The organism is Kocuria coralli, assembly GCF_008831305.1.
Taxonomy (GTDB): domain Bacteria; phylum Actinomycetota; class Actinomycetes; order Actinomycetales; family Micrococcaceae; genus Kocuria; species Kocuria coralli.
In genome coordinates, this window is record NZ_ML708611.1 from 173568 (window position 1) to 198301 (window position 24734).

The following is a 24734-nucleotide window of genomic DNA, read 5'->3' on the forward strand; positions in this document are numbered from 1 at the left end:
CGCCGTCCTCCGGCCATGTTTCTTCCGGGAACGTCCAGCCCGGGAACCGGGCGGCTCAGGCCTCCGGTTCCAGGAAACCGTCGACGAGCAGCTGCCGGGTCTCCGCGAGCACGGCCCGGCCCTCCTCCGCCGACGAGGCGGGGGACTCCCAGCCCAGCAGCGACCCGAGTGCCGCCACGATCTGCGCCACCGACAGCTCGCCGTCGCATGCCCCCACCAGCCCGGCGGTCGCGGAGGTCAGGACGTTGGTCCGCTGCAGTCCCGAGCCCTGCCGCAGCAGGATCACGGACGGGTCCTCCGCCCCGGGGCGCTGATGCCGCTCCTCCGTCACATGCTCCGGCACGACCAGATGCAGGTCGGACCAGCGCTCCCCCAGCCCCTCGAGGACCTCCTCGCGCTCGGCCGTCTCGGCCAGGGTTCCGGCGATCGGCTGCTGGACGGGATGGGTCAGCTCCTCGAAACGACGGCGGGGCTCGCGGGGAGCCGCCGGGCGCTGCAGCCTGACGTAGCCGAAGCCCACGCTGTGCACGCCCCGGGAGGCGAAATCCTCCAGGTAGGCGATGTAGGCGCTCTCGTAGGCCGCCCGGTCCAGGTGCTCGGAGGCGTCCCTCAGCCAGGTCTCGGCGTATTCCTCGGGTGTCTCGGCATCGCGCTGGATCACCCATGCGTCCAGCTCCACCGGGATCCAGGCCCGCACGCGGTGCCACCACCGCCGCCCGGGGTCGAGATCGTCGTCCTCGCCGGCCTCCCGCTCGCCGATCTCCCAGTTCGCCAGCAGGTGCACGGTCGCCCCCGGGGACATCACGGCCCCCAGCCCGCCGATCAGCTCGGCCACCAGGGCGTCACCGGGCCGTCCGCCGTCGCGGTAGGTATAGCGCTGCTCCGCCGTCTCCCCCTCGGCCCGAGGAGTGATCACGAAGGGCGGGTTGGTCACCACCAGGTCGAAGCGTTCCCCGGCCACGGGCTCCAGAAGCGATCCGTGGCGGAGCTCGACCCGGTCCCCGAGGTGTTCGGGGTCGAGGCCCAGCGCCGGGGCGTTGAGGATCAGGTTGAACCGCGCGAAGGCCAGGGCCCGTTCGGAGAGATCCGTCGCGACCACCCGGTCGCAATGGCCCAGCAGGTGGAAGATCTGCACGCCGCAGCCCGTGCCGATGTCCAGGGCCCGCCCGGCCGGGCGGCGTTCGGTGATCTGCGCCAGGGTCAGGGAGGCACCGCCGATGCCCAGCACATAGTCATGACGCAGTGCACCGGGACGCTGGAAAGCCGTCAGGTCGGCCGTGACCCACAGCTCCATGCCGTCGTCGGCGGAGTGCAGGTCGAGGTCCACGAGGCTGCGCACCCGGCCCGGGTCGCAGCGCTCCGCGAGCCCCAGCCTCAGGAGGTCTTCGGCCACCGCGTCTCCGAGCGCTTCCTCCAGGGCGGCCTCCGCGACCGGGCGAGCCAGGAGGAACAGCCGGATCAGCGCCGACAGCGCCCCCGCCGTTCCCCTGTCATGGTGCCGGCCGAGGGCGCGCAGCGCCGGTGCGGCCTGGTCGCGGGAGAGCGCCCGCGCCGCGGCCTCGCCCAGGTAGTCCCTCACCCCGGTGGACGTGAACCCGGCCCGGCTCAGGGCCTCACGCAGGCGTCCGATCGCTGCGAGGTCGTCGGACCGCGGCGCCCCGGCCACGACCGCGAAGTCATCCGCCGGGTTGTTCGCATCGCTCATGACACGGCCTCGCTGAACGGCCCGCGGGATGCCGCCGGGTCGGTTCCGGGACCTGCCGACCTGCCGCCGCCGTGTCCTGGACGATCGGGACGGCAGCCGTCGGGACAGCGCAGCCCGCCGCCGTCGTGGGCCCGGACGTGCTCGTCGCAGGCGAGCAGGCGCCGATGGCAGGCGGGATCCGAGCAGTTGACGAAGGTCCTCGCGGAGCCGCCGCACACGTCGCAGATGCCGATCACGGCCGTCTGGGAGGAGAAATCGATGGCGCCCCGGCCGTCGAAGACCGCGAGCGACCCTTCCCACAGGCCCGAGTCCTGGCGGGCCTCGCCGTAGCGCACCACCCCGCCGTCGAGCTGGTACACCTCCTCGAACCCTCGCCGGCGCATCAGCGCGGAGAGGAACTCGCACCGGATGCCGCCCGTGCAGTAAGTGACGATCGGCTTGCCCTTGAGGTCGTCGTACTTGCCGGAGTCCAGTTCCCGGACGAAGTCGCGGGTGGTCTCCACCTCCGGGACCACGGCTCCCTTGAACCTCCCGATGCGGGCCTCCCAGGAGTTGCGGCCGTCGAAGAGCACCAGATCCTCGCGTTCATCGGCGAGGCGGTCGAGTTCCCCCGGGGTGATGCGCCGGCCTCCGCCGATCACGCCCCCGGTGCCGACCTCGACCTCACCGGGGGCGCCGAAGGCCACCAGTTCGTCGCGGACCTTGACGGACAGCCGCGGGAAGTCCTGGGCGGAGCCGTCCGACCATTTCAGGTCCATTTCCCGGAACCCCGGGTAGGACCGGGTGGTCTTGGCGTACTGCTTGAGGGCGCCGACCTCGCCTCCCACCGTCCCGTTGAGACCTTCGGGGGAGATCAGGATCCGCCCGCGCAGCCCCAGGCGTTCGCACAGTGCACGCTGCCAGAGGGCGATGGCCTGGGGATCGGGCAGCGGACAGAGACTGTAGTAGAGCAGGATGCGGTTCACGGACACGCCCACCAGGGTAGTCGGGTCCGGAGACCGCCCTCCCGGCCGGCCCCGGCGAAGTCCCCCGCGGTCAGCCCAGGCGGAAGCTGCGGCCCGTCACCCGCAGGGGTTCGATCTCCACGAACTCGGCCTTCTCGGTGTCCAGCCAGGGCTTGAGGTCCAGGGACCGGGCCCGTTCGAGTTCCTCGGCTCCGGTCAGCCGACGGCCCGCTCCGCGGACCATGACCGACCATGCGGAGTCCCCGGCCACTCTGTCGATCTCGAAGGCGACCCTGCCGGTCAGGACCAGGCGGAACAGCTTGGGGCCCTGGGCGGTCCGGAAGTAGAGCTTGCGGTCGTCGACCACGAAGTTGACGGGCGTGATCTCGATATCCTCGTCGTCCATGGTCGCCAGACGACCGAACCGGGCGGCCTCCAGGTACTCCCAGCACTGGTCTTCGCTCAGGGGCTCGCTCACGTTGGCCTGCTGGTGCGGTGCCTGGTCCTCGGGCAGGGGCGCGGGGTTCATCATGCTTCCGGTGCTCATACCAGGATTCTCCCACCGACCATGGCGCGGATCACACCAGGAGCCATTTCTTACATTCACCGTGCACCGGCCCGAGTCCTGAGGCTCGTGTGAGGGGCCGGGCGGACGAACCGGTGGGAGAATGTGCCGGTGCCTGACTACGACTCCCTCCTGCCGCTGCTCGGTCGCGGAAACGCTCCCGAGGAGGTACGGCACGTCCGGGAGCTGCCGGCTCGCGAGGCGGTCACGGCACCGTGGCCGGATCTCGTGCACCCGGACGTGGTGACCGCCTACGCGCGGCTGGGAGTCCACGAGCCCTACCGTCATCAGGCCAGGGCCATCGAGGCCACCCGCGGCGGGCACGTCGTGGTGGCGACCGGGACGGCTTCGGGCAAGTCGATGGCCTATCAGGCACCTGCGCTGTCGGCCATTCACGCCGGGCGGCTGCTCGCGGAGTCCTCGCCCGGGGTGCTGCAGCACACCGAGGAGGCGACGGCTCTCTACCTGGCGCCGACCAAGGCCCTCGCCGCGGACCAGCTGGCCTCGGTCGAGGCGCTGGCGGGCGGCCTGCGCGTCCGCGCCCATTCCTACGACGGCGACACCCCGCTCGAGCAGCGCCGCTGGATCCGCGATCACGCCGACCTGGTCCTGTGCAATCCGGACATGCTGCACGCCGGTGTGCTCCCGAACCATCCCCAGTGGAGCCGGTTCCTGCGGCGGCTGCGGTACGTCGTGGTCGACGAGGCCCATGTGTACCGGGGGGTCTTCGGATCCCACGTGGCCAACGTCCTGCGAAGGCTCCGGCGGGTTACGGCCCTGTATGGTTCCGAACCCGTCTTCATCGGCGCGTCGGCCACCTCGGCGGCCCCGCAGGAGTCCTTCGCGCGGCTGCTCGGGGTCGCCGACGCCGAGGTCGAGGCCGTGACGGGCGATGACTCCCCGCACGGACCGGTGACCGTGGTTCTCTGGGAGCCCGAGCAGTCGGGTGCGGAGGGCGAGAACGGGGCGCCGACGCGGCGCAGCGTCCTGGCGGAGTCCGCCGACATGCTCACGGATCTGGTGCTCAAGCAGGTCCGCACCCTGGCGTTCGTCGGTTCGCGGCGCGGCGCGGAGACGGTGGCGCAGATCGCCCACTCACAGCTCGACGAGGTCGAACCGGGTCTGGCGCACCGGGTGGCCGCGTACCGGGCGGGTTTCCTCCCCGAGGAGCGACGCGAGCTGGAGCAGCAGCTGCGCGACGGCCGCCTGCTGGGACTCGCCTCCACCTCGGCGCTGGAGCTGGGAATCGACGTCGCCGGGCTGGACGCGGTCCTGGTGGCGGGATGGCCGGGGACACGGGCGTCGTTCTTCCAGCAGATCGGCCGGGCCGGGCGGGCCGGGCAGCAGGCGCTGGCGGCGTTCATCGCCCGCGAGGACCCCCTGGACACCTATCTGGTCAACCATCACGAGGCGATCTTCGACGTCAACGTGGAGGCCACCATCTTCGACCCCTCCAACCCGTACGTTCTGGCTCCGCACCTGTGCGCCGCCGCGGCGGAGCAGCCCCTGAGGCCGGCGGACCTGGAATTGTTCGGGCTGGCCGCTCCGGGGATCCTGGATTCGCTGGTGCGGGCGGGGCAGTTGCGGCGGCGGCCCAGCGGCTGGTTCTGGACCCGCGCGGAAGCCCCGGCCGCCATGGTCTCCATCCGGGCCGAGGGGGGCGGCCCGCTGCAGATCGTCGAGACCGATTCCGGACAGATCCTGGGGTCGATCGGAACGGGGCAGGCCCATCAGCAGACCCATCCCGGGGCGGTCTACGTGCACCAGGGACGCTCCTACCTCGTCGACGAACTGGATCTGGAGCACCATGTGGTCTCCGTGTCCCGCGCCCATCCTGACTTCTACACCATGGCGCGCGAGGTCACCTCGGTGAACGTGCTCGAGGAGCAGCGCCGCGAGTCCTGGGGGCGGGTGACGGTCCATGCGGGTCAGGTCCAGGTGACCTCCCTGGTGGTCTCCTACCAGCGCAAGGCGCTCCCGGGTCACGAGATCATCGGGGAGGAGCCGCTCGATCTTCCGCCCACGGACCTGTTCACCAAGGCCGTGTGGTTCACCGTCCCCGCACCCGTCCTGGCTGCCGCGGGGATCGAGGAACCCGACCTGCCCGGGACACTGCACGCCGCCGAGCACGCCATGATCGGGTTGCTGCCCCTTCTGGCGACATGCGACCGGTGGGACGTGGGCGGGCTGTCCACGGCGCTGCACGCCGACACCGAGCTGCCCACGATCTTCGTCCACGACGGCCATCCGGGAGGTGCCGGTTTCGCCGAGCGCGGCTACGACCTGGCCGCCACCTGGCTGGCGGCCACCAGGGCCGCGATCGTCTCCTGCGAGTGCGAGCACGGCTGCCCCTCCTGCGTGCAGTCGCCCAAGTGCGGCAAGCGCAACAATCCCCTGGACAAGGCGGGGGCGGTCGCCTTCCTCGGAGCGCTGCTGGACCAAGCCCCGGAAAGCTCACTGCGCGAAGGGGCTGTCTGACGGCGGGCCCGCGCGGCTGATCCCCTCGGCCTGTCCCAGCGGGGACAGCACCCCTGGCAGGTCGATGCCGACGGTGATGTCCACGGTGGTCAGCTCCGGCTCCACGAGTGCGCAGCTGTGCAGCGTGGCCGAGTTCTCCTCTGCGACGCTCCGGGCGGTCTCGCACGGATCCCCGGGCACGAGTCCGCGCGCGGTGTCCGCGGCAGCCAGTGCGGCGAGGTCGGCGACGTTGCCGGCCCGGTGCTTGAGAATCGCCGCCTGCCCGACCAGCAGCACCGCCCCGAGCAGGAAGATCGACACCAGGACGACGGTCAGCCCGAGAACCGTGCCGCCGCCGTGGTCGGCGGGCGACGCGGCGGGCACCCCTGTTTCTTCGCACCGTTCGCGACGGTCCTGCCCGCCGGAGGCCGTCGGCGAGCCGCGGTCACCGGTCATCGAGGACCACCCCCTCGGTGAGGGTCGAGGCGGTCGCGGACAGTTCCAGCCCGCCCCAGTCCGCCAGGATGCCCGGGGCCGGCATGACCACCTCCGCCTCGGCCCGGCCCTGACGCAGGCCCACGGAGATCCGCGCCCGTTCGCCCGCGATGGACCGGGCCTCCTCGACGGCGGCTTCCTCGCTCTCACCGCGGGCGATCACGCGCGCGGCGGCACCGGCGGCCTCCTCGCAGCGGACCTGCGTAGCCGCGGCCGCCCCGCCGGCGAGCACGACGGCCAGCATGAGCACGACGGCAGGCAGCACCATGGCCGTCTCCGCCGTGACGGCTCCGCGATCGGGGTGCGGGCCGCTCTCACTGCCGGCGGCTCCGGCCGGCCGATCGTGGGGGCTGCGTCCGCAGATGAGCTCGCGCAGGGCGCGAACGGTACGCACGAACATGATGAAACCTTCCTGGTGGTCGGCGAACGCCGCGGGGCGGTGTCCACCGCCGTCCGACGTCGCTCGGAGGAGCTGTGACAAGGGGCTTCGGACCGCCGCGGGGTCCTCCCCGCGGCGGTCCGGGCGCTCAGATCCCCAGCGCCTTGGAGATGATGCCCATGAGCAGTTCGCTCACGGCGTCCGAGGCGATGACCGCGGCCATGACGCCTCCGAACGCCGCGGCTGCCAGGAGCACGATGGCGTACTCGACGGTCGAGGCCCCGAGGTCGGGATCGTGGATCACCAGGCCGTGGCCCGGTACGACGGCCTGGCCGTCGCGGACCACCGTGGCCTGCGCGGCGGCCGGGTCCTGGCCGGGTGTGGGAGTCGCGCTGTGCTGTGTGCGGGACATGGTTCTTCCTCTTTCTGTCGCCCCCGGTGCCGGGGGTCTGCTTCCGGACGGGACGGGTGTCCGGCCGGGGTTCAGGGAGGGCGCGGTCATCGGAACAGCTCCGGTACCAGGCCGATGAGCACGGGGACGATCCCCCACGCGATGAAGGCGGGCAGGGAGCAGAGCCCCAGGGGGACCACCAGGTGCACCGCGAGCCGTTCGGCCGCGGCTTCCGCCCGCCGGTGCTCGAGCCGCCGCACATGGGCGGAGGTGGCCCTCAGAGCCGCTGCCGAGGGCGCCCCGGACACCGAGGAGAAGGTCAGTGCGGCCCGGAGATCCTGCACGGCCACCGGGATGTCCCCCGCGGAGGCCCATGCCTGCCGCCAGGGCAGGCCCAGCCCCAGGCCGGTGCCGACAGCCCGCAGGGCACGGCCCGACGGACCGCCGAGGCTCTGGCCCAGGACGGTCAGGCTGCGGTCGACCGGCATGCCGGCTTCGAGCATGGAGACGACGAGTTCCACGAGCACGGCGGCCGATGCGGGAGGTTCCGCCCGGTCCTCGCGCTCCCGGGCCTCATGGCCCCGGGCGACGTTCCCGGCGGGTGCTGCGGCCACGGGTCCTATCGCGGACAGGGCGAAGAGTGCCCTGGACCGGTGCGCCGGCAGCCATGCCACGGCGAGACCGGCTGCCAGGAACAGGGCCAGGAGGGCTGCGGTGATGAAGACGCTGAGCGGATTCATGCCGGGTCCCTCCCGGTGGCGTGTTCGGCCGCGCGCACCATACGAACGGTCCACACCCGCCCCGCCAGGGTCAGCACCGCACCGGCAACTCCGGCGGCGATCCCCCAGGGGTTGGTCAGAAGCGTCCGGATGGGGTCGGCCCCGATCAGGACGCCCAGGCCCAGGGCCATCACCGGAAGCCAGCTCAGGATCCGCACGGTGGACCGCGACCCGGCCAGGGCCGTCTCACGTGCGGCCGCGGCATCCAGGTCGGCTTCCGTCGCGTCGGCCAGGCCCTCCAGCAACGCGGCCAGAGGCGCTCCGGTGCGCTCGGAGATCTCCCAGCAGCGCGCCAGGTCGGTCAGCACGGTGGCCTCGATACGGCGCAGGCGCTTCCGGTCGGCGGCCGGCGTCCTCGCCAGGGAACGCAGCGTGGCCGACGGCGGCAGGCCCACGGAGGCGCCGCCGGCCACGGTGCGGCATACCGCTGCCATCCTCTGTCCGGTCGGCGACGGGTCCGGGGTCTCGGAGAGGGACTCGGCCTCGACCCCGAACGCGGAGCCGGGGCTGCGCCCCGACCGCAGGAGGGTGGCGAGCTGGCGCATCCAGACGGCCCATTCCCCCGCCTCCGTGGTCGCGCTGCGCCGGTGGTTCCGCACTGCCCGGACCAGCCTGCTCGCCGGCCCGGACGCACCGGCCGTACCGGCGGAGCCTCCCGAGCGGCCCGGGACGCCGAGGGCGCCGGTGACCCGGGTCCGCGTTCCCGCCGGGAGCCAGATCAGGGCGAGGCTCAGCAGGACCAGCAGGGCCATCACGATCGGAGGGCCGTTCACGGCTCCTCACCCCGCTCCGCTAGCTCCGCGAACCGCTGCCATCCCGGGCCGGGCCGATACCCCGAGACCGTGAGGCGGGACGCCGTCGTCATCTGCAGGGCGCCGTTGCGCTCCTGCACGAGAGCCACGGCTTCCACGACCCGGCGGGCCTCGCGGCGGCCCAGGTGGACCACCAGGTCCAGTGCCGAACCCGCCTGCAGGGCGACGGCCTCGCTGTTCATCCCGCCCAGGGCGCCGAGCGCGGCCAGACGCGCGGGGACGGCATCCGCCGAATTGGCGTGCACCGTACCTGCCCCGCGGTGCCCGGTGTTCAGCGCGGTCAGCAGTTCCCTGATCTCCGCACCGCGGCACTCGCCGACCACGATGCGGTCGGGGCGCATGCGGAGGGACTGGCGCACCAGCTCCGCCAAGCCGATGGCGCCGCTGCCCTCCACGTTGGGATGCCGCGCCTGCAGGCCCACCACGTGGGGGTGCAGCGGCCGCAGCTCCGCGGCGTCCTCGATCAGCACGATGCGTTCGTGCGGCGGGCAGGCACCGAGCAGAGCATTGAGCACGGTGGTCTTGCCCGCTCCCGTGGAGCCCGTCACCAGCAGGTTCGCCCCGCGGGCCGTGGCGGACAGCAGGAGCTCCAGGATCTCGGGGCTGACCGTGCGGCTGGCGACCAGGTCGTCCACGGTGATCACGTCACGGTGCCGGAAACGCACCGAGATCAGGGTCCCGCCGGTCGAGACGGGCGGAAGGACCGCGTGCACGCGCATGCCGCCGTCGGTCTGCACGTCCACGCACGGGTGGGCCTCGTCCAGCCTGCGGCCCGCCGAGGAGACGAGGCGCACGGCCAGGGCCCGGACCTCGTCGTCGTCCTTGAACGGAGACGGTATCCGTACCGGCCCTGCCCCCGCCTCCCACCAGACCTCATGGGCGCCGTTGATCCACACGTCCGTGAGACCTTCGGCGGGCAGCTCGTGCTGCAGGGGCCCCAGGCCCGTCAGCTCGGCGCGGATACTGCGTACAGCGCTCAGCGTCCCCGCCGCTCCGAGTACGTGCCCGGAGGCACGCACTGCGCGGGCGATGCGTTCGTCGGTGACCCTGCCGCCGTCCGCCAGGAGCGCTTCGCGGACGAACTCCAGCAGTGCCGGGCCGACGGCGGGCTCTGGGCGGGTCCGGGCGTCGATGCTCATGAGTGCTCGCCCTCCCGGGCGCCGGCCGCGGCGGAGCGGACGATGTCGTTGAGCTCGTCCCACATCCGGCCCACGGCCCGGGCATGGCGGCGCCGTGCGCCGCGGTCGAGCAGGCGCCCGATCTCCGTGGCCTCCGGGACGCGGCCGTCGAAACGCAGATGCCCGACCGGCTCGCGTCCCAGCGTCTCCGCCACCAGGGCTCCGTCGACGTCGGCGACGTCCACCCCGCACAGCACGTACTCCACGGGGGTGGACCCCAGGAGACTCGTCGCGCGGTGGGCGGCCAGCACGCCCCTGACCGTCCTGGGCATGGCGACGACCACGATGTCGCACTGGTTCGCCAGCACCGTACCCCCGGCTCGGATGCGTCCAAGGTCCACGACGACGGCCTCCACCGCCCCGCGCAGCGCGGTCACCACGGCATTGCCGGGGACCTGGTCCTGCGACGGGAGGTCCCGCCCCCACGAGAGCCACCGCAAGTTCGCGGTTTCCGCATGGCCGGGCAGCAGAGGCCATAGCTGCTCGGGGCGCAGGACGCCCTTCGAGCCGTACAGATCGGGCCAGCGCAATGCCTCCAGCGATTCGAGGCCGAGCAGCAGGTCCAGACCGCAGGCATCCGGATCACCGTCGACGAGGACGCTCTGCACCCCCCGCGCCGCCGCGTCGGCTGCCAGCCAGCAGGCCAGCGTCGAGGTCCCGATGCCGCCCACCGCTCCCGCCACGCCGATGACGACGGCGGGGCTCCCCTCCCCGGGCGCCGGTCGGGGAGCGAGGCGGTCCGCCAGCCACGACTCGGCTTCCGGGAGAACCGCCACGGGGCATCCGCCCAGCAACGCGGCCGCATCCCAGAGCCCGGTGTCCTCCGCACGGCCCAGCAGCACGACCTCGCGCCCGCTGCGTCCGTGGGGCACGCGACCGTCCGCGAGCGCCTGGACGTCGCACAACTGGATGTCGATACCGCGCAGCGAGGTGTCCGCCGCCGCGACCCGTAGGGATGCTCCGGCCGAGGCGCAGATCCCCGCGACCAGCTCGCGCAACGCGGAGTCGGAGGTCACCAGGCCGACCCGCTGCCCCTCCCCGGAGACCACCTGGTCCGCGGCCGCGCCATCTGTCCCGGAGGCGTCCGGACAGGGGCCGGCCTCAGGGCCTGCGAACCGCCCCTCGCCGGGGAGACCACCCATGCCGTCCTGTGTGCCCGTGGTCTCGTCCGGCCTGCCGATCCGTGCGGCCCGGCGTCCGGAGATGTGTGCCGTGTTCATGTCCACCACGGTGGCCGGGGCGGGTCTTCGTCCGCTCGCGGCGACGCACCGTGTGTGGGAAACCTCCGGTCCCGTGCCCCACCGGTCCTCCTGTGGAGGCCCCCGGTCTCGCCGGTGCCGGGCCGTCGGAGGCAACGGGCAGAATGGACGGGTGTTCGTCGTCGTCGTTGAGATCGTGGGTCCGCAGGCGCAGAGCAGCGCCGCGCCCTCGGGCGCCTACCTCGCCCAGGTGGTCTCTGCCGCGGGGTCCCCGCAGGGCGGCCCGCAGACTCTGAACACCGCGGAGCTGGCCGCCTTCATCCGGGATCGCACCCGGGCGGCCCGCGCGGCAGGAGTCGCCCCGCCCCGCTGGGTCTTCGAACGCGGGGCGACCGTGTTCCCCGCCCTGCTGTCCGCGGACCCCGCCCTGCCCATGCCCTACGTGCACGATCTGCGCCTGGTCCAGGCCATCCTCGCCCAGGCGGCCACGGCTCCGGGCTCCGGGGTCACCTACCGGCCCGTCCTGCCCCCTCTGCCGGACGGCGAGCATCCCGGCATCGCCCCGGACCCGCCGGTGCGTTCGGCGTGGAACGCACCGGGTGAGAACCAGCTGGGGCTCTTCGACGACATCACCGCGGGGGACACCGCGACGGGCCCGGATACGGAGGAGCGCCTGCGACGTGCGGTCTCCGAGTTCTCCGCTCAGCTCCTCGCCGTCGATCAGGCGCGCTCGCCCGGGAGACTACGGCTTCTCGCCGCACTGGAATCCACGGGCGCGCTCCTGGCCGCTGACATGCACCGGGTCGGGGTCGCCTGGGACACGCAGGTCCACCGCGCGCTCCTCGAGGAGGCGCTCGGCCCTGAACCCGCCCCGGGACAGCGTCCGGCCAGGATGGAGGCCGCGGCCCGGCGGCTGCGCGAGGCCCTGGTCGCACCCGCCCTGAACCCCGATTCCCCGCAGTCCCTCCTTCGTGCACTGCGCGATGCGGGGATCCCCGTCGATTCGACCAGCCAGTGGCTGCTGAAGGGCTGGGTGGAGGCCGCACCGGCGTCCTCGCCCGATGAGCGCGCACGCCGGGAAGCGCTGATCGCTCCGGTCATGGAGTACAAGAAGATGTCCCGCCTGCTCACCGCCAACGGGTGGCACTGGCTGGCGAACTGGGTGCACGACGACCGTTTCCACGCCGAGTACGTCGTGGGCGGGGTGGTCACCGGCCGCTGGGCGGCCCGCGGCGGCGGAGCCCTGCAGATCCCCCGGGCAGTGCGCTCAGCCGTGCGCCCCGGAGCGGGACGACGGCTGGTGGTCGCCGACGCCGCCCAGCTCGAACCCCGCGTCCTGGCGGTCCTGGCACGAGACGACGCCCTCGCCGACGCCTCACGGGGCCGTGACCTCTACCTCGCCATCGCCGAGCAGGGGCGGACGCAGAACTCGGGGCTCACCGAACGCACGCACGCCAAGATCGCGCTGCTCGGTGCGATGTACGGCGCCACCACCGGGGACAGCGGCCGACTCATGCCTCACCTGACCCGCATGTTCCCCAAGGCGGTCGCCTACGTGGAGCACGCCGCGCGGGTCGGGGAGGACGGCGGGCAGGTCTGCACCTGGCTGGGGCGCTGGTCACCGGCGCCCTCGCAGGAATGGCAGGCCAGGACGGCGGATACGGCCACCGCCGCCGGTGAGCGCGCTGCGCAGAGCATGCGCCGGACCCACGGGCGGTTCACCCGCAATTTCGTGGTGCAGGGCTCGGCCGCGGAATGGGCGATGGCCTGGATGGGGCGGGTCCGGACGGTCCTGATGCGCGAGGACCTGGATGCCCGCCTGGTGTTCTTCCTGCACGACGAGATCATGGTGGACACGGCCGATCACCAGGCCCCGCAGGTCGAACGGATCGTCCGGGAGGCCGCCGAGGAGGCGACCCGCATCGTCTTCGGCAAGGTGCCCGTGGACTTCCCGGTGAGCGTGGTCACGGTCGACAGCTACGACCAGGCGAAGTAGCACCCCACTCACCCGGGAGCCGGCCGCCCTCTCGGACGGGACTCCGGCCCGTCGCTATCTGGGGGCGGGCCGGACGTCGTCCGTATTCCAGTCCCGCGACCATCCCGCGGCCGTGAGCAGATGGTCGAGCAGCAGGCCGGTGAAGCCCCAGACCACGACGTCGCCCTCTCCCCCGGCGGGGTCGGTGATCTCCCGGGGGATCCGGAAGGCGGGCGAGCGGTGGCGCACGTCCGGATAGTCCGGCCCCGGGACGCGGACCTCCGCCGAGTGACGCCGGGACGGATCCACCAGGTCGAGGACAGGGGCCCTGAAGACGAGGGAGGACTCCCTGTGGTCCACCACGTCCACGGACACGGGCTTGGACCACCACCCCACCACCGGGGTGACCTGATGGCTGGAGACCGTCAGCGGCGTGCGGGGCAGCAGCCCCAGGACCTCGACGCCCGAGGGGTCGAGGCCGGTCTCCTCCTCGGCCTCTCGCAGCGCCGCACGGACGTAGGCCGCCTGACCGGATCCGGCCGGCAGTTCGAGGCGGTCCTCGGTCGCACAGGGGTCACCGTCCTCGGGGTCCAGGCGCCCGCCGGGGAAGGCGACCTGCCCCGGGTGCGCCCGCAGGGTGGCCGCCCTCTGGACCAGCAAAAGGTCAAGGTCGGCAGTCACGTGAGGCCGCTCCGGGGCTCCGGGGGTCTCCTCGCGGCCCCGGTCCCTGGACCCGTCCCGGTCCCCGCGTCCGGCGGCCTCGTGCCGGTCCTGGCCGCCCACGGCCGGGAGCGACGAGGTCACGGCGGGCACTTCGTCGAGCGCGCCCACGAGGATGAGAACGGCGGACTCGCGCATGGTCCTCCCCGGAGGAACCTCCGGGATCCGCAAAGGGCCGGCCTGGTTCAGCAGCTGGACCGCCCGGATCAGGTCGGTCCTGGCCCGGCACCGGATGGGATCCACGGTCACAGCCCCAGGGAATGGCCGGAGGCCCGCAGCTCAAGACGGCTCTTCCCGCCGAGATATCCCTGCAAGAGGTCTTCGCGCCCAGCAGCGAACTCGTAGGTCATCAGCTTGGCCGCCGTATGGGGTTCGGTGGGGCCCTGACCGTACGAAGGACACAGGTCGGCGACCGGGCACACCCCGCACGCGGGTTTGCGGGCGTGGCAGATCCGGCGGCCGTGGTAGATCAGGTGGTGGGAGAGGTCGGTCCAGTCCCCGGGCTCGAAAAGCTCCATCACATCCCGCTCGACCTTGTCCGGGGCCTCCTCCGTCGTCCATTCGAACCGCCTGGCCAGCCGCCCGAAGTGGGTGTCCACGGTGATGCCCGGGCGCCCGAACGCATTGCCCAGCACCACATGGGCGGTCTTCCGGCCCACTCCGGGCAGGGAGACGAGATCGTCCAGCGTCGAGGGGACCTCACCGCCGAACTCGTCCTCCACCCGCTGGGCCAGGCCCTGGATGGCCTTGGCCTTGGACCGGTAGAAGCCCAGGGGCCGCACCATCTCCTCGACCTCGGGCCGCTCCGCTTCCGCCAGCGAGCGCGGGGTGAGCCAGCGTCCGAACAGGGCCGGCGTGGTCGCGTTGACCCGTACGTCGGTGGTCTGGGCGGAGAGCACCGTGGCGACGAGCAGCTCCCACGGCGATCCGAAGTCGAGCTCCGCGACGGCGTACGGATAGGTTCGCCCCAGGACGGCGTCGATCTTGCGCGCCCGCCGTTTCCGGCCCAGCTCGGTCTCCGTCTTCCCCGTCCGGCGGCGACGGGCTGCCCCCGCCCTGGCCCTGGCCGGATCCACGATGCGCACGTGGTCGGGAACCGGGCCGCCCTCTGCGCGATGCAGGGGATGCGGTTGCAGATCGTTGCCGGGACTCGTGCTCATATCCCGATGCTACGTGCCGGGGCGGACAGCCCGTCCGCGGGAGTTGGACACGTGTGGAATCCGATGGTGCAACTGAACTAACCTCGAACCGAACATGTGACGCCAGGCACATATGCTGGTGAGACCACGCCGTCCGGAGCACACCGTCCGGGCCTGAGCCCCTTGATAAGGAGCACACGCCGATGACCGAGCACAACCACGAGCAGCAGACTTTCGCCCCTCCGCAGGATTTCGTCGATCAGGCCAACGCCGGCTCCGAGCTGTACGAGCAGGCGGAGGCCGAGGGCACGGAGTTCTGGGCGCGTCAGGCCCGCGAGCTGCTGACCTGGTCCAAGGACTTCACCACCACCCTGGACTGGTCGAATCCGCCGTTCGCCAAATGGTTCGAGGACGGCACCCTCAACGCCGCCTACAACGCCGTGGACCGTCACGTCGAGGCCGGCAACGGCGATCGCATCGCCCTGCTGTTCGAGGGAGAGCCCGGCGATTCCCGTTCCTTCACCTATGCGGACCTCAAGGACGAGGTCTCCAAGGCAGCCAACGGATTCGCCTCCCTCGGGATCGGCAAGGGCGACCGGGTCGCCGTCTACATGCCCATGATCCCCGAGGCGGTCATCACCATGCTGGCCTGCGCCCGCCTGGGCGCGATCCACTCCGTGGTCTTCGGCGGCTTCTCGGCCGAGGCGGTCCGCTCCCGCGTCGAGGACGGCGAGGCGAAGCTGGTGGTCACCGCGGACGGCTCCTACCGTCGCGGCAAGCCCACCACGCTCAAGCCCGCCGTCGACGCCGCCCTGGAGAAGGGCGGGCCCACGGTCGACCATGTGCTGGTGGTCCGGCGCAACGGCGAAGAGGTCGCCATGACCGAGGGTCGCGACGTCTGGTGGCACGACGTCGTGGACACCGCCTCCGCCGAGCACGCTCCGGCCGAGGTGGGCGCCGAGGATCCCCTGTTCATCCTCTACACCTCCGGCACGACCGGTAAGCCCAAGGGCGTTCTGCACACCACGGGCGGTTACCTGACCCAGGGTGCGTTCTCCATGAAGTACACCTTCGATCTCAAGCCCGAGAGCGACGTCTACTGGTGCACCGCCGACGTCGGCTGGGTCACCGGGCATTCCTACATCACCTACGGCCCGCTGGTCATGGGAGCCACCCAGGTCATCTACGAGGGCACCCCCGATTCTCCGCACCGCGGACGGTTCTGGGAGATCGTGCAGAAGTACGGCGTGACCATCATGTACACCTCCCCCACCGCGATCCGCACGATGATGAAGTGGGGCGAGGAGATCCCCGCCGAATACGACCTCACCTCCCTGCGACTGCTCGGCACGGTCGGCGAGGCGATCAACCCGGAGGCCTGGACCTGGTTCCACCGGGTCATCGGCGGCGGCGACTGCCCGATCGTCGACACCTGGTGGCAGACCGAGACCGGAGCCCACATGATCACCCAGCTGCCCGGGGTGACCGTGGCGAAGCCGGGCTCCGCGCAGCGCGCCCTGGCTGGGGTCAAGGTGGACGTGGTCGACGAGATGGGCGAGTCCCTGGAGAACGGCCAGCAGGGCTTCCTGGTGGTCCGCGAGCCGTGGCCTTCCATGATGCGCACCATCTGGGGCGATGACGAGCGGTTCGTCCAGACCTACTGGTCCCGCTTCGAGAGCATGTACTTCGCCGGCGACGGCGCGCGTTACGACGACGACGGCGACATCTGGATCCTCGGGCGCGTGGACGACGTCATGAACGTCTCCGGCCACCGCCTGTCCACCTCGGAGATCGAATCCGCGCTGGTCTCCCATCACACCGTCGCGGAGGCCGCCGTCGTCGGCGCTGCGGACGAGACCACGGGACAGGCCGTCGTGGCGTTCGTGATCCTGACGGACGAGGCCGCCCAGGAGGGCCACGACAAGGCGGAGCTCGGCGAGAAGCTCCGCGCCCACGTCGGCCAGGAGATCTCCCCGATCGCCAAGCCCAAGCGTGTCCTGATCGTGCCGGAGTTGCCCAAGACCCGTTCGGGCAAGATCATGCGCCGCCTGCTCAAGGACGTCGCCGAGGATCGCCCCGTCGGCGACGTCACCACGCTGGCGGATCAGACCGTGATGCAGCAGATCGTGGATTCGCTCGGCGAGTAGCCGCTGCACGGCATCAGCGCTGAAAGCCCCGCTCGTGAACGAGCGGGGCTTTCCCCTCGGGTGCCGACCGCCACGGGCATCTGCCGCGCCACGGAGGGCTCAGACGGCAGGGCTCAGACTGCAGAGCTCAGATGGCAGAGCTCAGGCGGCCTGGCACTGCCCGGTCCCGACCGGCTGGTCCGCCCCGGCGGCACCGGCCAACACGTCGGTCAGCGTCCCGGTGTCCACGGCGTAGCCTGCGGGGTCGTCCACGGCCTTACCGAAGACCACCCCGATGACCTGGCCGTCCATGTCGACCAGCGGCCCGCCCGAGTTGCCCTGCTGGACATTGCCCGCGAACTGCGTGACCTGCACCGGCATGGAGCCGTCCATCGAGCCCATGGACGTGTACGCGCTGCCCTGGACGGTCGCCGCGCCGATGGCCAGCGGCCCTGACAGGGGGTAGCCGATGAAGGCCGCCTCCGTGCCGCTCTCGGCGCCCTGGGCGATACTCAGGGGGCCCAGCTCCAGGCCGGGGACCGAGAGCACGGCGAGATCGTGCTCCGGCACGAAACTGACCACGTCCGCCGCATGCCGCTGCCCCTGGGACGTGTAGACCGAGACGCCGTCGGTCCCCTGCACCACGTGCGCGTTCGTCACTACCTGCCCCGCCGCCGTCACGAACCCGGAGCCGGACTGGTTGTACCCGCATTCGGCGGCGGCGCCGAGGATGCGCACGGTGGAGGCGGAGGCCGCGGTCACCTCGGGGTCGTCGATCTCGGTCTGCGGTGGCTCCACGGCCGGGTAGAGCAGCGCATCGAGCTCCCGGATCGCGGGGGCGCCCGCGAGCTCCTCCTGCGCGGTGCCCAGCGCGCGGATCACCGCCGGCGGGGTCCAGCGCTCTATGGCCTGCAGCGAGCGCGAGCTCTCCAGCTGCGCGTTCAGCCAGGGGGCGGGCACCTGGCCCAGGAAACCGCCGAGCGCCAGCACCACGATCACCCCGATCGCCGCCCCGATCGCACCTCCCCCGGCCCGGTCCACGAAGGTCAGGATCCTGGAGGATCGCGGCGGTCCGCCTGCGATCCGGCCGAGGAGCGCCTCGCCCAGCGCCTGCCCGACCACCATGCAGATCACCAGGACCACCCCGAGAATCGCCAGGCGGGCCCATCGCCCGACCTCGCTGATCTCGATATGGGGCAGCAGGAGCAACGCCAGGGTCGCTCCGAGCACCAGCCCCACGGCACCGCCGATCGTACGTCCTATGCCGCGGGCGGCGCCGTGGAGCAGGAACACCAGGAGCAGCAGTACGACGATGACGTCCAAGGCATTGAACCCCAGGAACAGATCTCCATTGAGGTCCATCATGTCCTTTCTCTTCCGTTCTATTCGCCGGTCTATTCACCAGGTTTTCCCGCGGTCCGCCGGCTCCGGCAATTCTCCCGCTCCGCTCCGGTGCCCACCGCGCCGGCGCGGGCGTCGAGGGGCCCGGAGGACCTCATGAGCGAGGTCCAGGAAGGTGGGGGAAAGACTATTGAACGGCCCTGGGTGCGCCGTGAGAGTTAACCGAGGGCCACGCCTGAGATAGTTGGTCATTTGGAATCACGGCAGGTCGCACTACAGTGATACTGATGGTGTCGACTGCGTCACATCGACGACCAGCCAGATGAACGACACGAGGAGCATCATGGATACAGACGTCCTACGACGCGCACCGCTATTCGCGTCCCTCGACGACGAAGCCTTCGCGGCGCTTACGGACGAAATCACCGAGGTGGAGCTTCCCCGCGGTGCCACGCTCTTCCACGAGGGTGACCAGGGCGATCGCCTCTACTTCATTATTTCGGGGAAGATCAAGCTCGGCCGGACCGCCAGCGACGGCCGGGAGAACCTCGTGGCCGTCATGGGCCCCGGGGAGCTGTTCGGGGAGATGGCCATCTTCGACCCTTCACCGCGTTCCACGGCGGCGACCGCCGTCTCGGAGACCCACCTCGCCGGCCTCAACCACGAGAACCTCAAGAAGGTCATCGAGCGCAGCCCCGCCGTCTCCCAGCAGTTGCTGCAGGCGCTGGCGCGGCGGTTGCGCCGGACCAACGAGAACCTGGCGGACCTGGTCTTCTCCGACGTACCGGGGCGCGTGGCCAAGGCCCTCCTGGATCTCGCCGATCGTTTCGGACGCCAGACCCCCGACGGCGTGCTGGTGGCGCACGAGCTGACCCAGGAAGAGCTGGCTCAGCTGGTCGGTGCCTCTCGAGAGACCGTCAACAAGGCCCTGGCCGAGTTCGTCCAGCGGGGCTGGATCCGCCTCGAGGCGCGCGCCGTGGTGATCCTGGACCTGCAGCGGCTCAAGCAGCGTTCACGCTGACCTGAACCGCCCGGTCGCCGCACTGTAGCCGCAGACGCAGTCACGACGTCGGCCGCCCGGACACGCCCTCAAGGCTGCCGGGCGGCCTTTGTCGTGCCCGCACCGGCATCCGCCCTTCCGCGTTCCCGCCAGCCACCATGCGCCTCGGCGCGTTCACGGGTCCGTCCATGCCGGATGCTGGGGGCCACCACGAGCTGGAAGGTGCCGTCGTCGTCGCGTCTGAGCTGCGGCTGGCGCGGCCCGAGGTCACCGGGGTGCGCTATGGCCTCGACCACGGAGCGCACGCCGGCGAGCTCCTGGATCAGGCAGCTGACGTTGGCGGAGAGCAGGACGGACTGCGGTTTGCCGGCAGTGCTGCGGGCACCGATGGTGTCCCCCAGCCACGAATCCGGTTCGAGCCCCTCCCGCTCCGAGGACGCGTCCCCTCCCCGCGAGGGCGCCGCCCCGTCCGGCCTGATGTGCGCGGCCAGCCGCTTCAGCGGGACCCAGGCGCCGGGGCGCGGATGGCCGGGCAGTTCCGTGACGGTCTGCCGCTCGGGCAGGATCACCGCGAAATACCGGATGTCGTAACGGCGGTGCAGGAAGTCGGGGGTCGCCCACCGGGCGATCGGCCACAGCAGGTCGGTGCGCAGGGCGAGCCGCCGCCTCTCGAGCATCTCCTTGAAGCCCAGCTGCCGGGCGAGCACTTGCTGGCGCACGGCCAGCCAGTCCCGGCCGTCCATCGTCTCAGCCGTGGAGTGCCCGTCCTGGCCCGCGAGCAGCACACCGGTGATCTCGAAGAGCTCTCGGATGGCGGTCACCGCCACCCGGCGGGCACTGCCGACGTCGTCGCCCCAGCGCGCGCCCCATTCGGTGGCCGGGGGCCCGCTCCAGGGCAGCGGATCATCGTCCTCCGCCGCTACCGGACCACCGGGGAAGGCCACCGGGCCGAACGGCGAGCGCTCCGGGCAGGTGACGAGGTAGGTCTCCACCCCGTCCGGGCTGTCACGCAGCAGGATCACGCAGGCGGCGTCGACCGCCTCGATGGGTTCCCACGAGCCCTCGGCCTCCATCCAGACCTCGGCCGCCTGCCAGTACTCCGGCAGAACCCGGAACGTTCGCGGGCGGCGCGCGGGGTCAGGCGAATTCGGCAAGCAGCTCCACCTCGACGGGCGAGTTCAGCGGCAGGACCGCCACCCCGACGGCGGAGCGCGCGTGCACACCGGCGCTGCCGAGGACGTCGCCGAGAAGGTTGGAGGCGCCGTTGAGCACGCCGGGCTGGCCGAAGAACTCCGGATCGCTGGCGACGAAGCCGACGACCTTGACGATCCTGATGATCCGGTCCAGGTCGCCGATCACGTTCTTCACCGCGGCCAGGGCGTTCAAGGCGGCCACGGCCGCCAGCTCCTGAGCGCGCTCGGGAGAGACCAGGCCGTCGCCGACCTTGCCCGTCTCCGGCAGTTCCCCGTCGATGAAGGGCAGCTGCCCCGAGGTGTGCACGTAGTTGCCGGTCACCAGAGCCGGAACGTAGACACCCGCCGGGGCGGGCACTTCGGGCAGCGAGAGCCCGAGATCGGCGAGGCGCCGGTCGACTCCACCCGACATGTTCAGGACTCCTTGGGGCGCTTGAAGTACGCGATGGGGTTGGTCTGCACGGGCGCGTTCACGGCGGCGTCCGGCACGCTGGCCTGCTGGGTCCCCGGCAGGACGGCAACCAGTTCCCAGCCGTCGGAACCGAAGTTGTCCAGGATCTGCTTGGTCGCATGGATCATGATGGGCGCGGTCATGTATTCCCAGGTGGTCATGCTCCAAGACTAGCCCGTCGGACCTGCCTCATACCTCCGGTGCCTGCACGCTCCCAGCTATGACTTGTAAACTGACCGAATGGCATCCTCCACCAACTCCCCCGCCGGCAGCAGCGGCACGTCGACCCTCGGGCGGGTCCTGGCGTTCGTCGCGACCAGCTTGTTGGCAGGCCTCGTCGTCACCGGCCTCGTGTTCCCCCCAGCAGCCGCCGTGGGCATGGCAGCCAACGGCTCGATCGGCTGGTTCAAGGATCTGCCGACGGACTTCTCCGACGGGCCCCTGTCACGCTCCTCGACGGTGTATGCCCGCGACGGTGAGACGGTTCTCGCGACCTTCTTCGCCGAGAACCGCACCCCGGTGACCCTGGATGAGATCTCCCCGAACATGCAGGACGCGATCCTCTCCATCGAGGATCGCGATTTCTACGACCACGGCGGTGTGTCCGTGGGCGGCATCGTTCGCGCGCTCGGCAACAACCTGCTCGGCGACGGCGGCCGCCAAGGCGCCTCCACGATCACCCAGCAGTACGTCAACAACCTGATCATCGATCAGGACGTGCGCGCCGGCCGCGATCCCTCCACCCTGGGTGCCAACAAGGGGTACGCGGACAAGCTGCGCGAGGTGAAGCTCGCGATGTCCATGGAGGAGCAGAAGTCCAAGGACGAGATCCTGGAGGGCTACCTCAACATCGCCCTGTTCGGGCCGCGCAACTACGGGGTGGAGGCCGCTTCCGAGTTCTACTGGGGCATCCCCGCCTCCGAGCTGAGCATCGCCCAGGCCGCCACCCTGGCCGGCCTGGTGCAGTCGCCTGCCTACTACGACCCGGCTTCCAACCCGGAGGTCTCGGTGGAACGGCGCAACGTGGTGCTCTACACGATGCTCGACGAGGGCAGGATCTCCCAGCAGGAGTACGACGACGCTCTCGCCGAACCCCTCAACCTCGATCTGCACCCCAAGGAGGCCGGCTGCACCGCATCCACCGAGGCCCCTTACTTCTGCGACTACGTGGAGAACCAGATCCTCGCCTCGGACACCTTCGGCGCCAATCCCGAGGACCGCATGAACACGCTGCAACGCGGCGGCCTGGAGATCGTGACCACCCTGGACATGGATGCCCAGGAAGAGGCGAACGACGCCGTCAACGACACCCAGTCGCGCGACAGCAACCCGCAGAACATCGGCAGCTCCATGGTCTCCGTGGAGCCCGGCAGCGGCAATATCGTCGCCATGGCGCAGAACACCCATTACACCTCCGAGGAGGGCGACTCCAACACCGTCTACAACTTCAACACCGATACCTGGGACGGCGGAACCGGCGGCTACCAGGTGGGCTCGACCTTCAAGCCCGTGACCCTGCTGGCCTGGGTGGACTCCGGCAGGTCCGTGGGCGAGCAGGTCGACGCACGGCGTATGTCCTATCCGGCCAACTTCCCCTGGCAGGCCTCCTGCGTCGACGGCGGCTCCGTCTTCGAGCCCGGCAACGATGGCAACGGTTTCAGCTTCCAGAACGCCTCGAGCGGCTACAACCGGCAGATGGCCGTGGACTACGGCATGTACAACTCGATCAACTCGGCGCTGTACGCCATGGCCTCCCAGCTCGACCTGTGCCGGATCGGCGAGCTCGCCGAGAGCATCGGCATCCACAACGGGCAGACCGGCGAGGCCGTGAACACCACGCAGCTCTCGGCTCTGCTGGGCGGCTCGAACGACAACATCTCCCCCATGACGATGGCCACCGCCTACAGCACCTTCGCCAACGACGGCGTGAGGTGCGAGCCCCGGGCGTTCATCTCCGCGAGGGACCACACCGGGCGCGACTACGAGGTGCCGGAACCCGACTGCGAGCGGGCGATCAGCGAGGACGACGCCCGGACGGTGAACTACGTCCTGGAGCAGGTCATCGTCAGAGGCTCCGGCTATCAGCTGGGCATCGGGCTCCCCAACGCCTCTGCGGGCAAGACCGGCACCACCGATAACTCGACCCAGACGTGGATGGTGGGTTACACGCACGGCCTGGCGACGGCCTCGTGGGTCGGCAACTACCTCGAAGGCTCGCGCTCCCTGAACGACCTGTCCATCGGCGGCAACCCGCCGGCCTCGCAGACCTCGGACCCCGACGACTTCGTGGACGGCTCCACCTACGCCGGAGGGCAGTGGCAACGGTTCATGCGCTCCGTGGCCCCGAACTACGACACCGAGGCGTTCCCCGACCCGCCGTCGAACCTGACGCAGGGCAGCGGCGCGACCCCCAACCCGAACTCGGGCAGCAACAACGGGGGCAACGGCAACAACAACGGCGGTAACAACGCCGGGGGCAACACCGGCGGGAACAACAACGGCGGAGGCGACAACGCCGGGGGCGACGACTGATCGCCATGCCCGCCGCTTCGACGATCGCCGCCGTGGCCGCCACCAGCGTGGCGGCCACGGCCGTCTCCGGCACCGCACTGGCCGCCTGGGGAGTGTTCGGTGAGCGCCGTCGTTTCCGGGTCCGTCACGAGACCCTTCCCGTCCTCGCCCCGGGTCATCCCGACCTGCGCGTGCTGCACATCTCCGACCTGCACACCATCCCGGGGCAGGAGGCCAAGAAGCGGTTCGTGCACGGCCTGGCGGACCTGAACCCCGACCTGGTACTCGACACGGGCGACAATCTCTCCCACCCGGACGCAGTGCCGTACCTGCTGGAGATCATGGAGCCGCTGCTGGCCTTCCCCGGGCTGTACGTCCCCGGGTCGAACTGCTATTTCGCCCCGATGCTGAAGAATCCCGCACGGTATCTCTGGAAGAGCTCCACCTCCGGCGAGGACCGGTCGGCTGCCAGGATCCTGCCCTGGCGTCAGATGCACCGCGCCTTCGACGAAGCCGGCTGGGTCGGCATGATCAACCGGGCCGACCGGGTCAGGGTGGGCGATCACGTGATCGAGGTCTCGGGGGTCGACGACCCTCATCTGGGCTTCGACAGGCATCCGGGCTTCCTCGCTCCGGGCCAGCCGGGTTCCGGCCTGGGCAATTTCGCGGATGCCGGGAGTGCGCCGGCGGCATTGCGCCTCGGGCTCACCCATGCCCCGTATCTACGTGCCCTGAACCGTTTCGCGGAGGACCGCGCGGACCTGGTCGTGGCGGGGCACACTCACGGCGGGCAGGTGTGCCTGCCCGGGGGCCGGGCCCTGGTGAGCAACTGCGACATCGAGCCGTCGCGGTGCAAGGGAGTGACCTCGCAAGGCGGCGTGCCGGTGCAGATCTCCGCGGGACTGGGGGAATCACGGTTCGCGCCCATCCGGCTGTTCTGCCCGCCCGAGGCCGTGCTCATGACACTGACGGCCAGGGCATAGGACGCCGCCGGGGATTTCACTTCCCGCGGGCCAACCCGTATGATGGTCTGGTTGCTCGCGGACCAGCAGGTCTGCCGAGTTTCTCGGGATGTGGCGCAGCTTGGTAGCGCGCCTCGTTCGGGACGAGGAGGTCGCAGGTTCAAATCCTGTCATCCCGACTTTTGTCCTGAGTCGCGACATCGTTTACGGACGTGTCGCGGCTCAGGACTTTTTTATGGGTTCGTCTCGATGACGGTGACGCGAGGTCGGGGCGCATGGCTGCGCTCTCGCCGCGGACGCCGCCTCACGGCCGCGGGCCCGCCGGTCGGTCACGGCGGGGGGAGTCATGGTGCGACATCGGGCTGGAGCGGCCACATCGCGCTGAGGCGCTGGTCTGATCGGTGCCCGGATA

The 24734-nt window shown here is 71.0% G+C and carries 22 protein-coding genes and 1 tRNA gene; 7 read left to right on the top strand and 16 right to left on the bottom strand.

Features of this window, described 5'->3' with window-relative positions; all coding sequences use genetic code 11:
- Positions 1-55: 55 nt before the first annotated feature.
- The 3 genes from FCK90_RS02550 to FCK90_RS02560 all read right to left on the bottom strand — a co-directional run bounded on the left by FCK90_RS02550 (position 56) and on the right by FCK90_RS02560 (position 3196).
- On the bottom strand, positions 56-1705 hold the full coding sequence (locus FCK90_RS02550; protein WP_158032730.1) for a DUF7059 domain-containing protein: 1650 nt from the start codon (positions 1703-1705) through the stop codon (positions 56-58).
- Positions 1702-2676 carry an oxygen-dependent tRNA uridine(34) hydroxylase TrhO gene (trhO, locus tag FCK90_RS02555; protein WP_158032731.1) on the bottom strand — a complete coding sequence of 325 codons (975 nt, stop codon included), beginning with the start codon at positions 2674-2676 and terminating at the stop codon, positions 1702-1704. The genes FCK90_RS02550 and trhO overlap by 4 nt, the downstream gene beginning before the upstream one ends.
- Positions 2677-2740: 64 nt before the next feature.
- A complete protein-coding gene (locus tag FCK90_RS02560) occupies positions 2741-3196 on the bottom strand; it encodes a pyridoxamine 5'-phosphate oxidase family protein (RefSeq protein WP_246179921.1) in 456 nt (151 codons plus the stop codon).
- A 129-nt stretch (positions 3197-3325) separates the two neighbouring features.
- On the opposite strand from FCK90_RS02560, the gene FCK90_RS02565 reads away from it, so the two are divergent.
- Positions 3326-5692: a DEAD/DEAH box helicase gene (locus tag FCK90_RS02565; RefSeq protein ID WP_158032732.1), complete on the top strand. Its 2367-nt coding sequence runs from the start codon at positions 3326-3328 to the stop codon at positions 5690-5692.
- On the opposite strand, the gene FCK90_RS02570 is transcribed toward FCK90_RS02565, so the two are convergent.
- From FCK90_RS02570 to ssd, 7 genes are all read right to left on the bottom strand, one after another.
- On the bottom strand, positions 5669-6127 hold the full coding sequence (locus FCK90_RS02570) for an Rv3654c family TadE-like protein (RefSeq protein WP_158032733.1): 459 nt from the start codon (positions 6125-6127) through the stop codon (positions 5669-5671). The genes FCK90_RS02565 and FCK90_RS02570 overlap by 24 nt on opposite strands.
- On the bottom strand, positions 6117-6566 hold the full coding sequence (locus FCK90_RS02575; protein WP_246179922.1) for a TadE family type IV pilus minor pilin: 450 nt from the start codon (positions 6564-6566) through the stop codon (positions 6117-6119). Before FCK90_RS02575 ends, FCK90_RS02570 begins: the two co-directional genes overlap by 11 nt.
- A 127-nt stretch (positions 6567-6693) precedes the next feature.
- Entirely contained in the window at positions 6694-6957 is a 264-nt protein-coding gene (locus FCK90_RS02580) for a DUF4244 domain-containing protein (protein WP_158032734.1), read from the bottom strand.
- Between the two features lie 86 nt (positions 6958-7043).
- Complete coding sequence (locus tag FCK90_RS02585) at positions 7044-7676, bottom strand: type II secretion system F family protein (RefSeq protein ID WP_158032735.1); 633 nt, start codon at positions 7674-7676, stop codon at positions 7044-7046.
- Positions 7673-8488 (bottom strand): type II secretion system F family protein, encoded by an 816-nt coding sequence (locus FCK90_RS02590; protein ID WP_246179924.1) that lies wholly within the window; start codon positions 8486-8488, stop codon positions 7673-7675. The genes FCK90_RS02585 and FCK90_RS02590 overlap by 4 nt, the downstream gene beginning before the upstream one ends.
- A complete protein-coding gene (locus tag FCK90_RS02595) occupies positions 8485-9666 on the bottom strand; it encodes a TadA family conjugal transfer-associated ATPase (RefSeq protein WP_158032736.1) in 1182 nt (393 codons plus the stop codon). Before FCK90_RS02595 ends, FCK90_RS02590 begins: the two co-directional genes overlap by 4 nt.
- Positions 9663-10925, bottom strand: a complete 1263-nt coding sequence (gene ssd, locus FCK90_RS02600) for a septum site-determining protein Ssd (RefSeq protein ID WP_158032737.1) — start codon at positions 10923-10925, stop codon at positions 9663-9665. Before ssd ends, FCK90_RS02595 begins: the two co-directional genes overlap by 4 nt.
- Before the next feature lie 151 nt (positions 10926-11076).
- Here ssd and FCK90_RS02605 point away from each other — a divergent pair, with 151 nt between their 5' ends.
- Positions 11077-12900, top strand: a complete 1824-nt coding sequence (locus FCK90_RS02605) for a bifunctional 3'-5' exonuclease/DNA polymerase (protein ID WP_246179926.1) — start codon at positions 11077-11079, stop codon at positions 12898-12900.
- Positions 12901-12954: 54 nt separating this feature from the next.
- Here FCK90_RS02605 and FCK90_RS02610 read toward each other — a convergent pair whose 3' ends face one another.
- Positions 12955-13848, bottom strand: coding sequence for an NUDIX hydrolase (locus tag FCK90_RS02610; RefSeq protein WP_246179927.1), 894 nt, complete (start codon positions 13846-13848; stop codon positions 12955-12957).
- Positions 13845-14759 (bottom strand): endonuclease III, encoded by a 915-nt coding sequence (nth, locus tag FCK90_RS02615; RefSeq protein ID WP_158032739.1) that lies wholly within the window; start codon positions 14757-14759, stop codon positions 13845-13847. The genes FCK90_RS02610 and nth overlap by 4 nt, the downstream gene beginning before the upstream one ends.
- A gap of 182 nt (positions 14760-14941) precedes the next feature.
- Between nth and acs the strand changes: the two genes are divergently transcribed.
- The gene (gene acs, locus FCK90_RS02620; protein ID WP_158032740.1) at positions 14942-16885 is read left to right on the top strand and encodes an acetate--CoA ligase; all 1944 of its coding nucleotides are present in this window, start codon (positions 14942-14944) and stop codon (positions 16883-16885) included.
- Between the two features lie 141 nt (positions 16886-17026).
- Here the strand turns inward: acs and FCK90_RS02625 are convergent, their stop codons facing one another.
- On the bottom strand, positions 17027-18229 hold the full coding sequence (locus FCK90_RS02625) for a MarP family serine protease (protein ID WP_158032741.1): 1203 nt from the start codon (positions 18227-18229) through the stop codon (positions 17027-17029).
- A 319-nt stretch (positions 18230-18548) separates the two neighbouring features.
- On the opposite strand from FCK90_RS02625, the gene FCK90_RS02630 reads away from it, so the two are divergent.
- Positions 18549-19226: a Crp/Fnr family transcriptional regulator gene (locus FCK90_RS02630; RefSeq protein ID WP_158032742.1), complete on the top strand. Its 678-nt coding sequence runs from the start codon at positions 18549-18551 to the stop codon at positions 19224-19226.
- 68 nt (positions 19227-19294) lie between these two features.
- Here the strand turns inward: FCK90_RS02630 and FCK90_RS02635 are convergent, their stop codons facing one another.
- The 3 genes from FCK90_RS02635 to sp36 are packed head-to-tail and all read right to left on the bottom strand — an operon-like array spanning position 19295 to position 21010.
- Entirely contained in the window at positions 19295-20359 is a 1065-nt protein-coding gene (locus FCK90_RS02635) for an NUDIX hydrolase (protein ID WP_158032743.1), read from the bottom strand.
- Entirely contained in the window at positions 20343-20810 is a 468-nt protein-coding gene (locus FCK90_RS02640; protein ID WP_158032744.1) for a RidA family protein, read from the bottom strand. Before FCK90_RS02640 ends, FCK90_RS02635 begins: the two co-directional genes overlap by 17 nt.
- A gap of 2 nt (positions 20811-20812) precedes the next feature.
- Positions 20813-21010: a Sp36 family protein gene (gene sp36 / locus FCK90_RS02645; RefSeq protein ID WP_158032745.1), complete on the bottom strand. Its 198-nt coding sequence runs from the start codon at positions 21008-21010 to the stop codon at positions 20813-20815.
- Positions 21011-21089: 79 nt separating this feature from the next.
- Here sp36 and FCK90_RS02650 point away from each other — a divergent pair, with 79 nt between their 5' ends.
- The 3 genes from FCK90_RS02650 (at position 21090) to FCK90_RS02660 (ending at position 24501) form a co-directional block, all read left to right on the top strand.
- Positions 21090-23381, top strand: coding sequence for a transglycosylase domain-containing protein (locus FCK90_RS02650; RefSeq protein ID WP_158032746.1), 2292 nt, complete (start codon positions 21090-21092; stop codon positions 23379-23381).
- Between the two features lie 5 nt (positions 23382-23386).
- The gene (locus FCK90_RS02655; protein ID WP_158032747.1) at positions 23387-24343 is read left to right on the top strand and encodes a metallophosphoesterase; all 957 of its coding nucleotides are present in this window, start codon (positions 23387-23389) and stop codon (positions 24341-24343) included.
- An 84-nt stretch (positions 24344-24427) separates the two neighbouring features.
- Positions 24428-24501 (top strand) — tRNA-Pro (locus FCK90_RS02660).
- Positions 24502-24734: the final 233 nt, after the last annotated feature.

What these genes read in the sequence shown, in the direction of transcription:
- FCK90_RS02550 (WP_158032730.1), bottom strand. Translation starts at nt 1,705, where the DNA reads ATGAGCGATGCGAACAACCCGGCGGATGACTTCGCGGTCGTGGCCGGG.
- FCK90_RS02560 (WP_246179921.1), bottom strand. Translation starts at nt 3,196, where the DNA reads ATGAGCACCGGAAGCATGATGAACCCCGCGCCCCTGCCCGAGGACCAG.
- FCK90_RS02570 (WP_158032733.1), bottom strand. Translation starts at nt 6,127, where the DNA reads ATGACCGGTGACCGCGGCTCGCCGACGGCCTCCGGCGGGCAGGACCGT.
- FCK90_RS02575 (WP_246179922.1), bottom strand. Translation starts at nt 6,566, where the DNA reads ATGTTCGTGCGTACCGTTCGCGCCCTGCGCGAGCTCATCTGCGGACGC.
- FCK90_RS02580 (WP_158032734.1), bottom strand. Translation starts at nt 6,957, where the DNA reads ATGTCCCGCACACAGCACAGCGCGACTCCCACACCCGGCCAGGACCCG.
- FCK90_RS02585 (WP_158032735.1), bottom strand. Translation starts at nt 7,676, where the DNA reads ATGAATCCGCTCAGCGTCTTCATCACCGCAGCCCTCCTGGCCCTGTTC.
- FCK90_RS02595 (WP_158032736.1), bottom strand. Translation starts at nt 9,666, where the DNA reads ATGAGCATCGACGCCCGGACCCGCCCAGAGCCCGCCGTCGGCCCGGCA.
- ssd (WP_158032737.1), bottom strand. Translation starts at nt 10,925, where the DNA reads ATGAACACGGCACACATCTCCGGACGCCGGGCCGCACGGATCGGCAGG.
- nth (WP_158032739.1), bottom strand. Translation starts at nt 14,759, where the DNA reads ATGAGCACGAGTCCCGGCAACGATCTGCAACCGCATCCCCTGCATCGC.
- acs (WP_158032740.1), top strand. Translation starts at nt 14,942, where the DNA reads ATGACCGAGCACAACCACGAGCAGCAGACTTTCGCCCCTCCGCAGGAT.
- FCK90_RS02625 (WP_158032741.1), bottom strand. Translation starts at nt 18,229, where the DNA reads ATGATGGACCTCAATGGAGATCTGTTCCTGGGGTTCAATGCCTTGGAC.
- FCK90_RS02630 (WP_158032742.1), top strand. Translation starts at nt 18,549, where the DNA reads ATGGATACAGACGTCCTACGACGCGCACCGCTATTCGCGTCCCTCGAC.
- FCK90_RS02640 (WP_158032744.1), bottom strand. Translation starts at nt 20,810, where the DNA reads ATGTCGGGTGGAGTCGACCGGCGCCTCGCCGATCTCGGGCTCTCGCTG.
- sp36 (WP_158032745.1), bottom strand. Translation starts at nt 21,010, where the DNA reads ATGACCACCTGGGAATACATGACCGCGCCCATCATGATCCATGCGACC.
- FCK90_RS02650 (WP_158032746.1), top strand. Translation starts at nt 21,090, where the DNA reads ATGGCATCCTCCACCAACTCCCCCGCCGGCAGCAGCGGCACGTCGACC.
- FCK90_RS02655 (WP_158032747.1), top strand. Translation starts at nt 23,387, where the DNA reads ATGCCCGCCGCTTCGACGATCGCCGCCGTGGCCGCCACCAGCGTGGCG.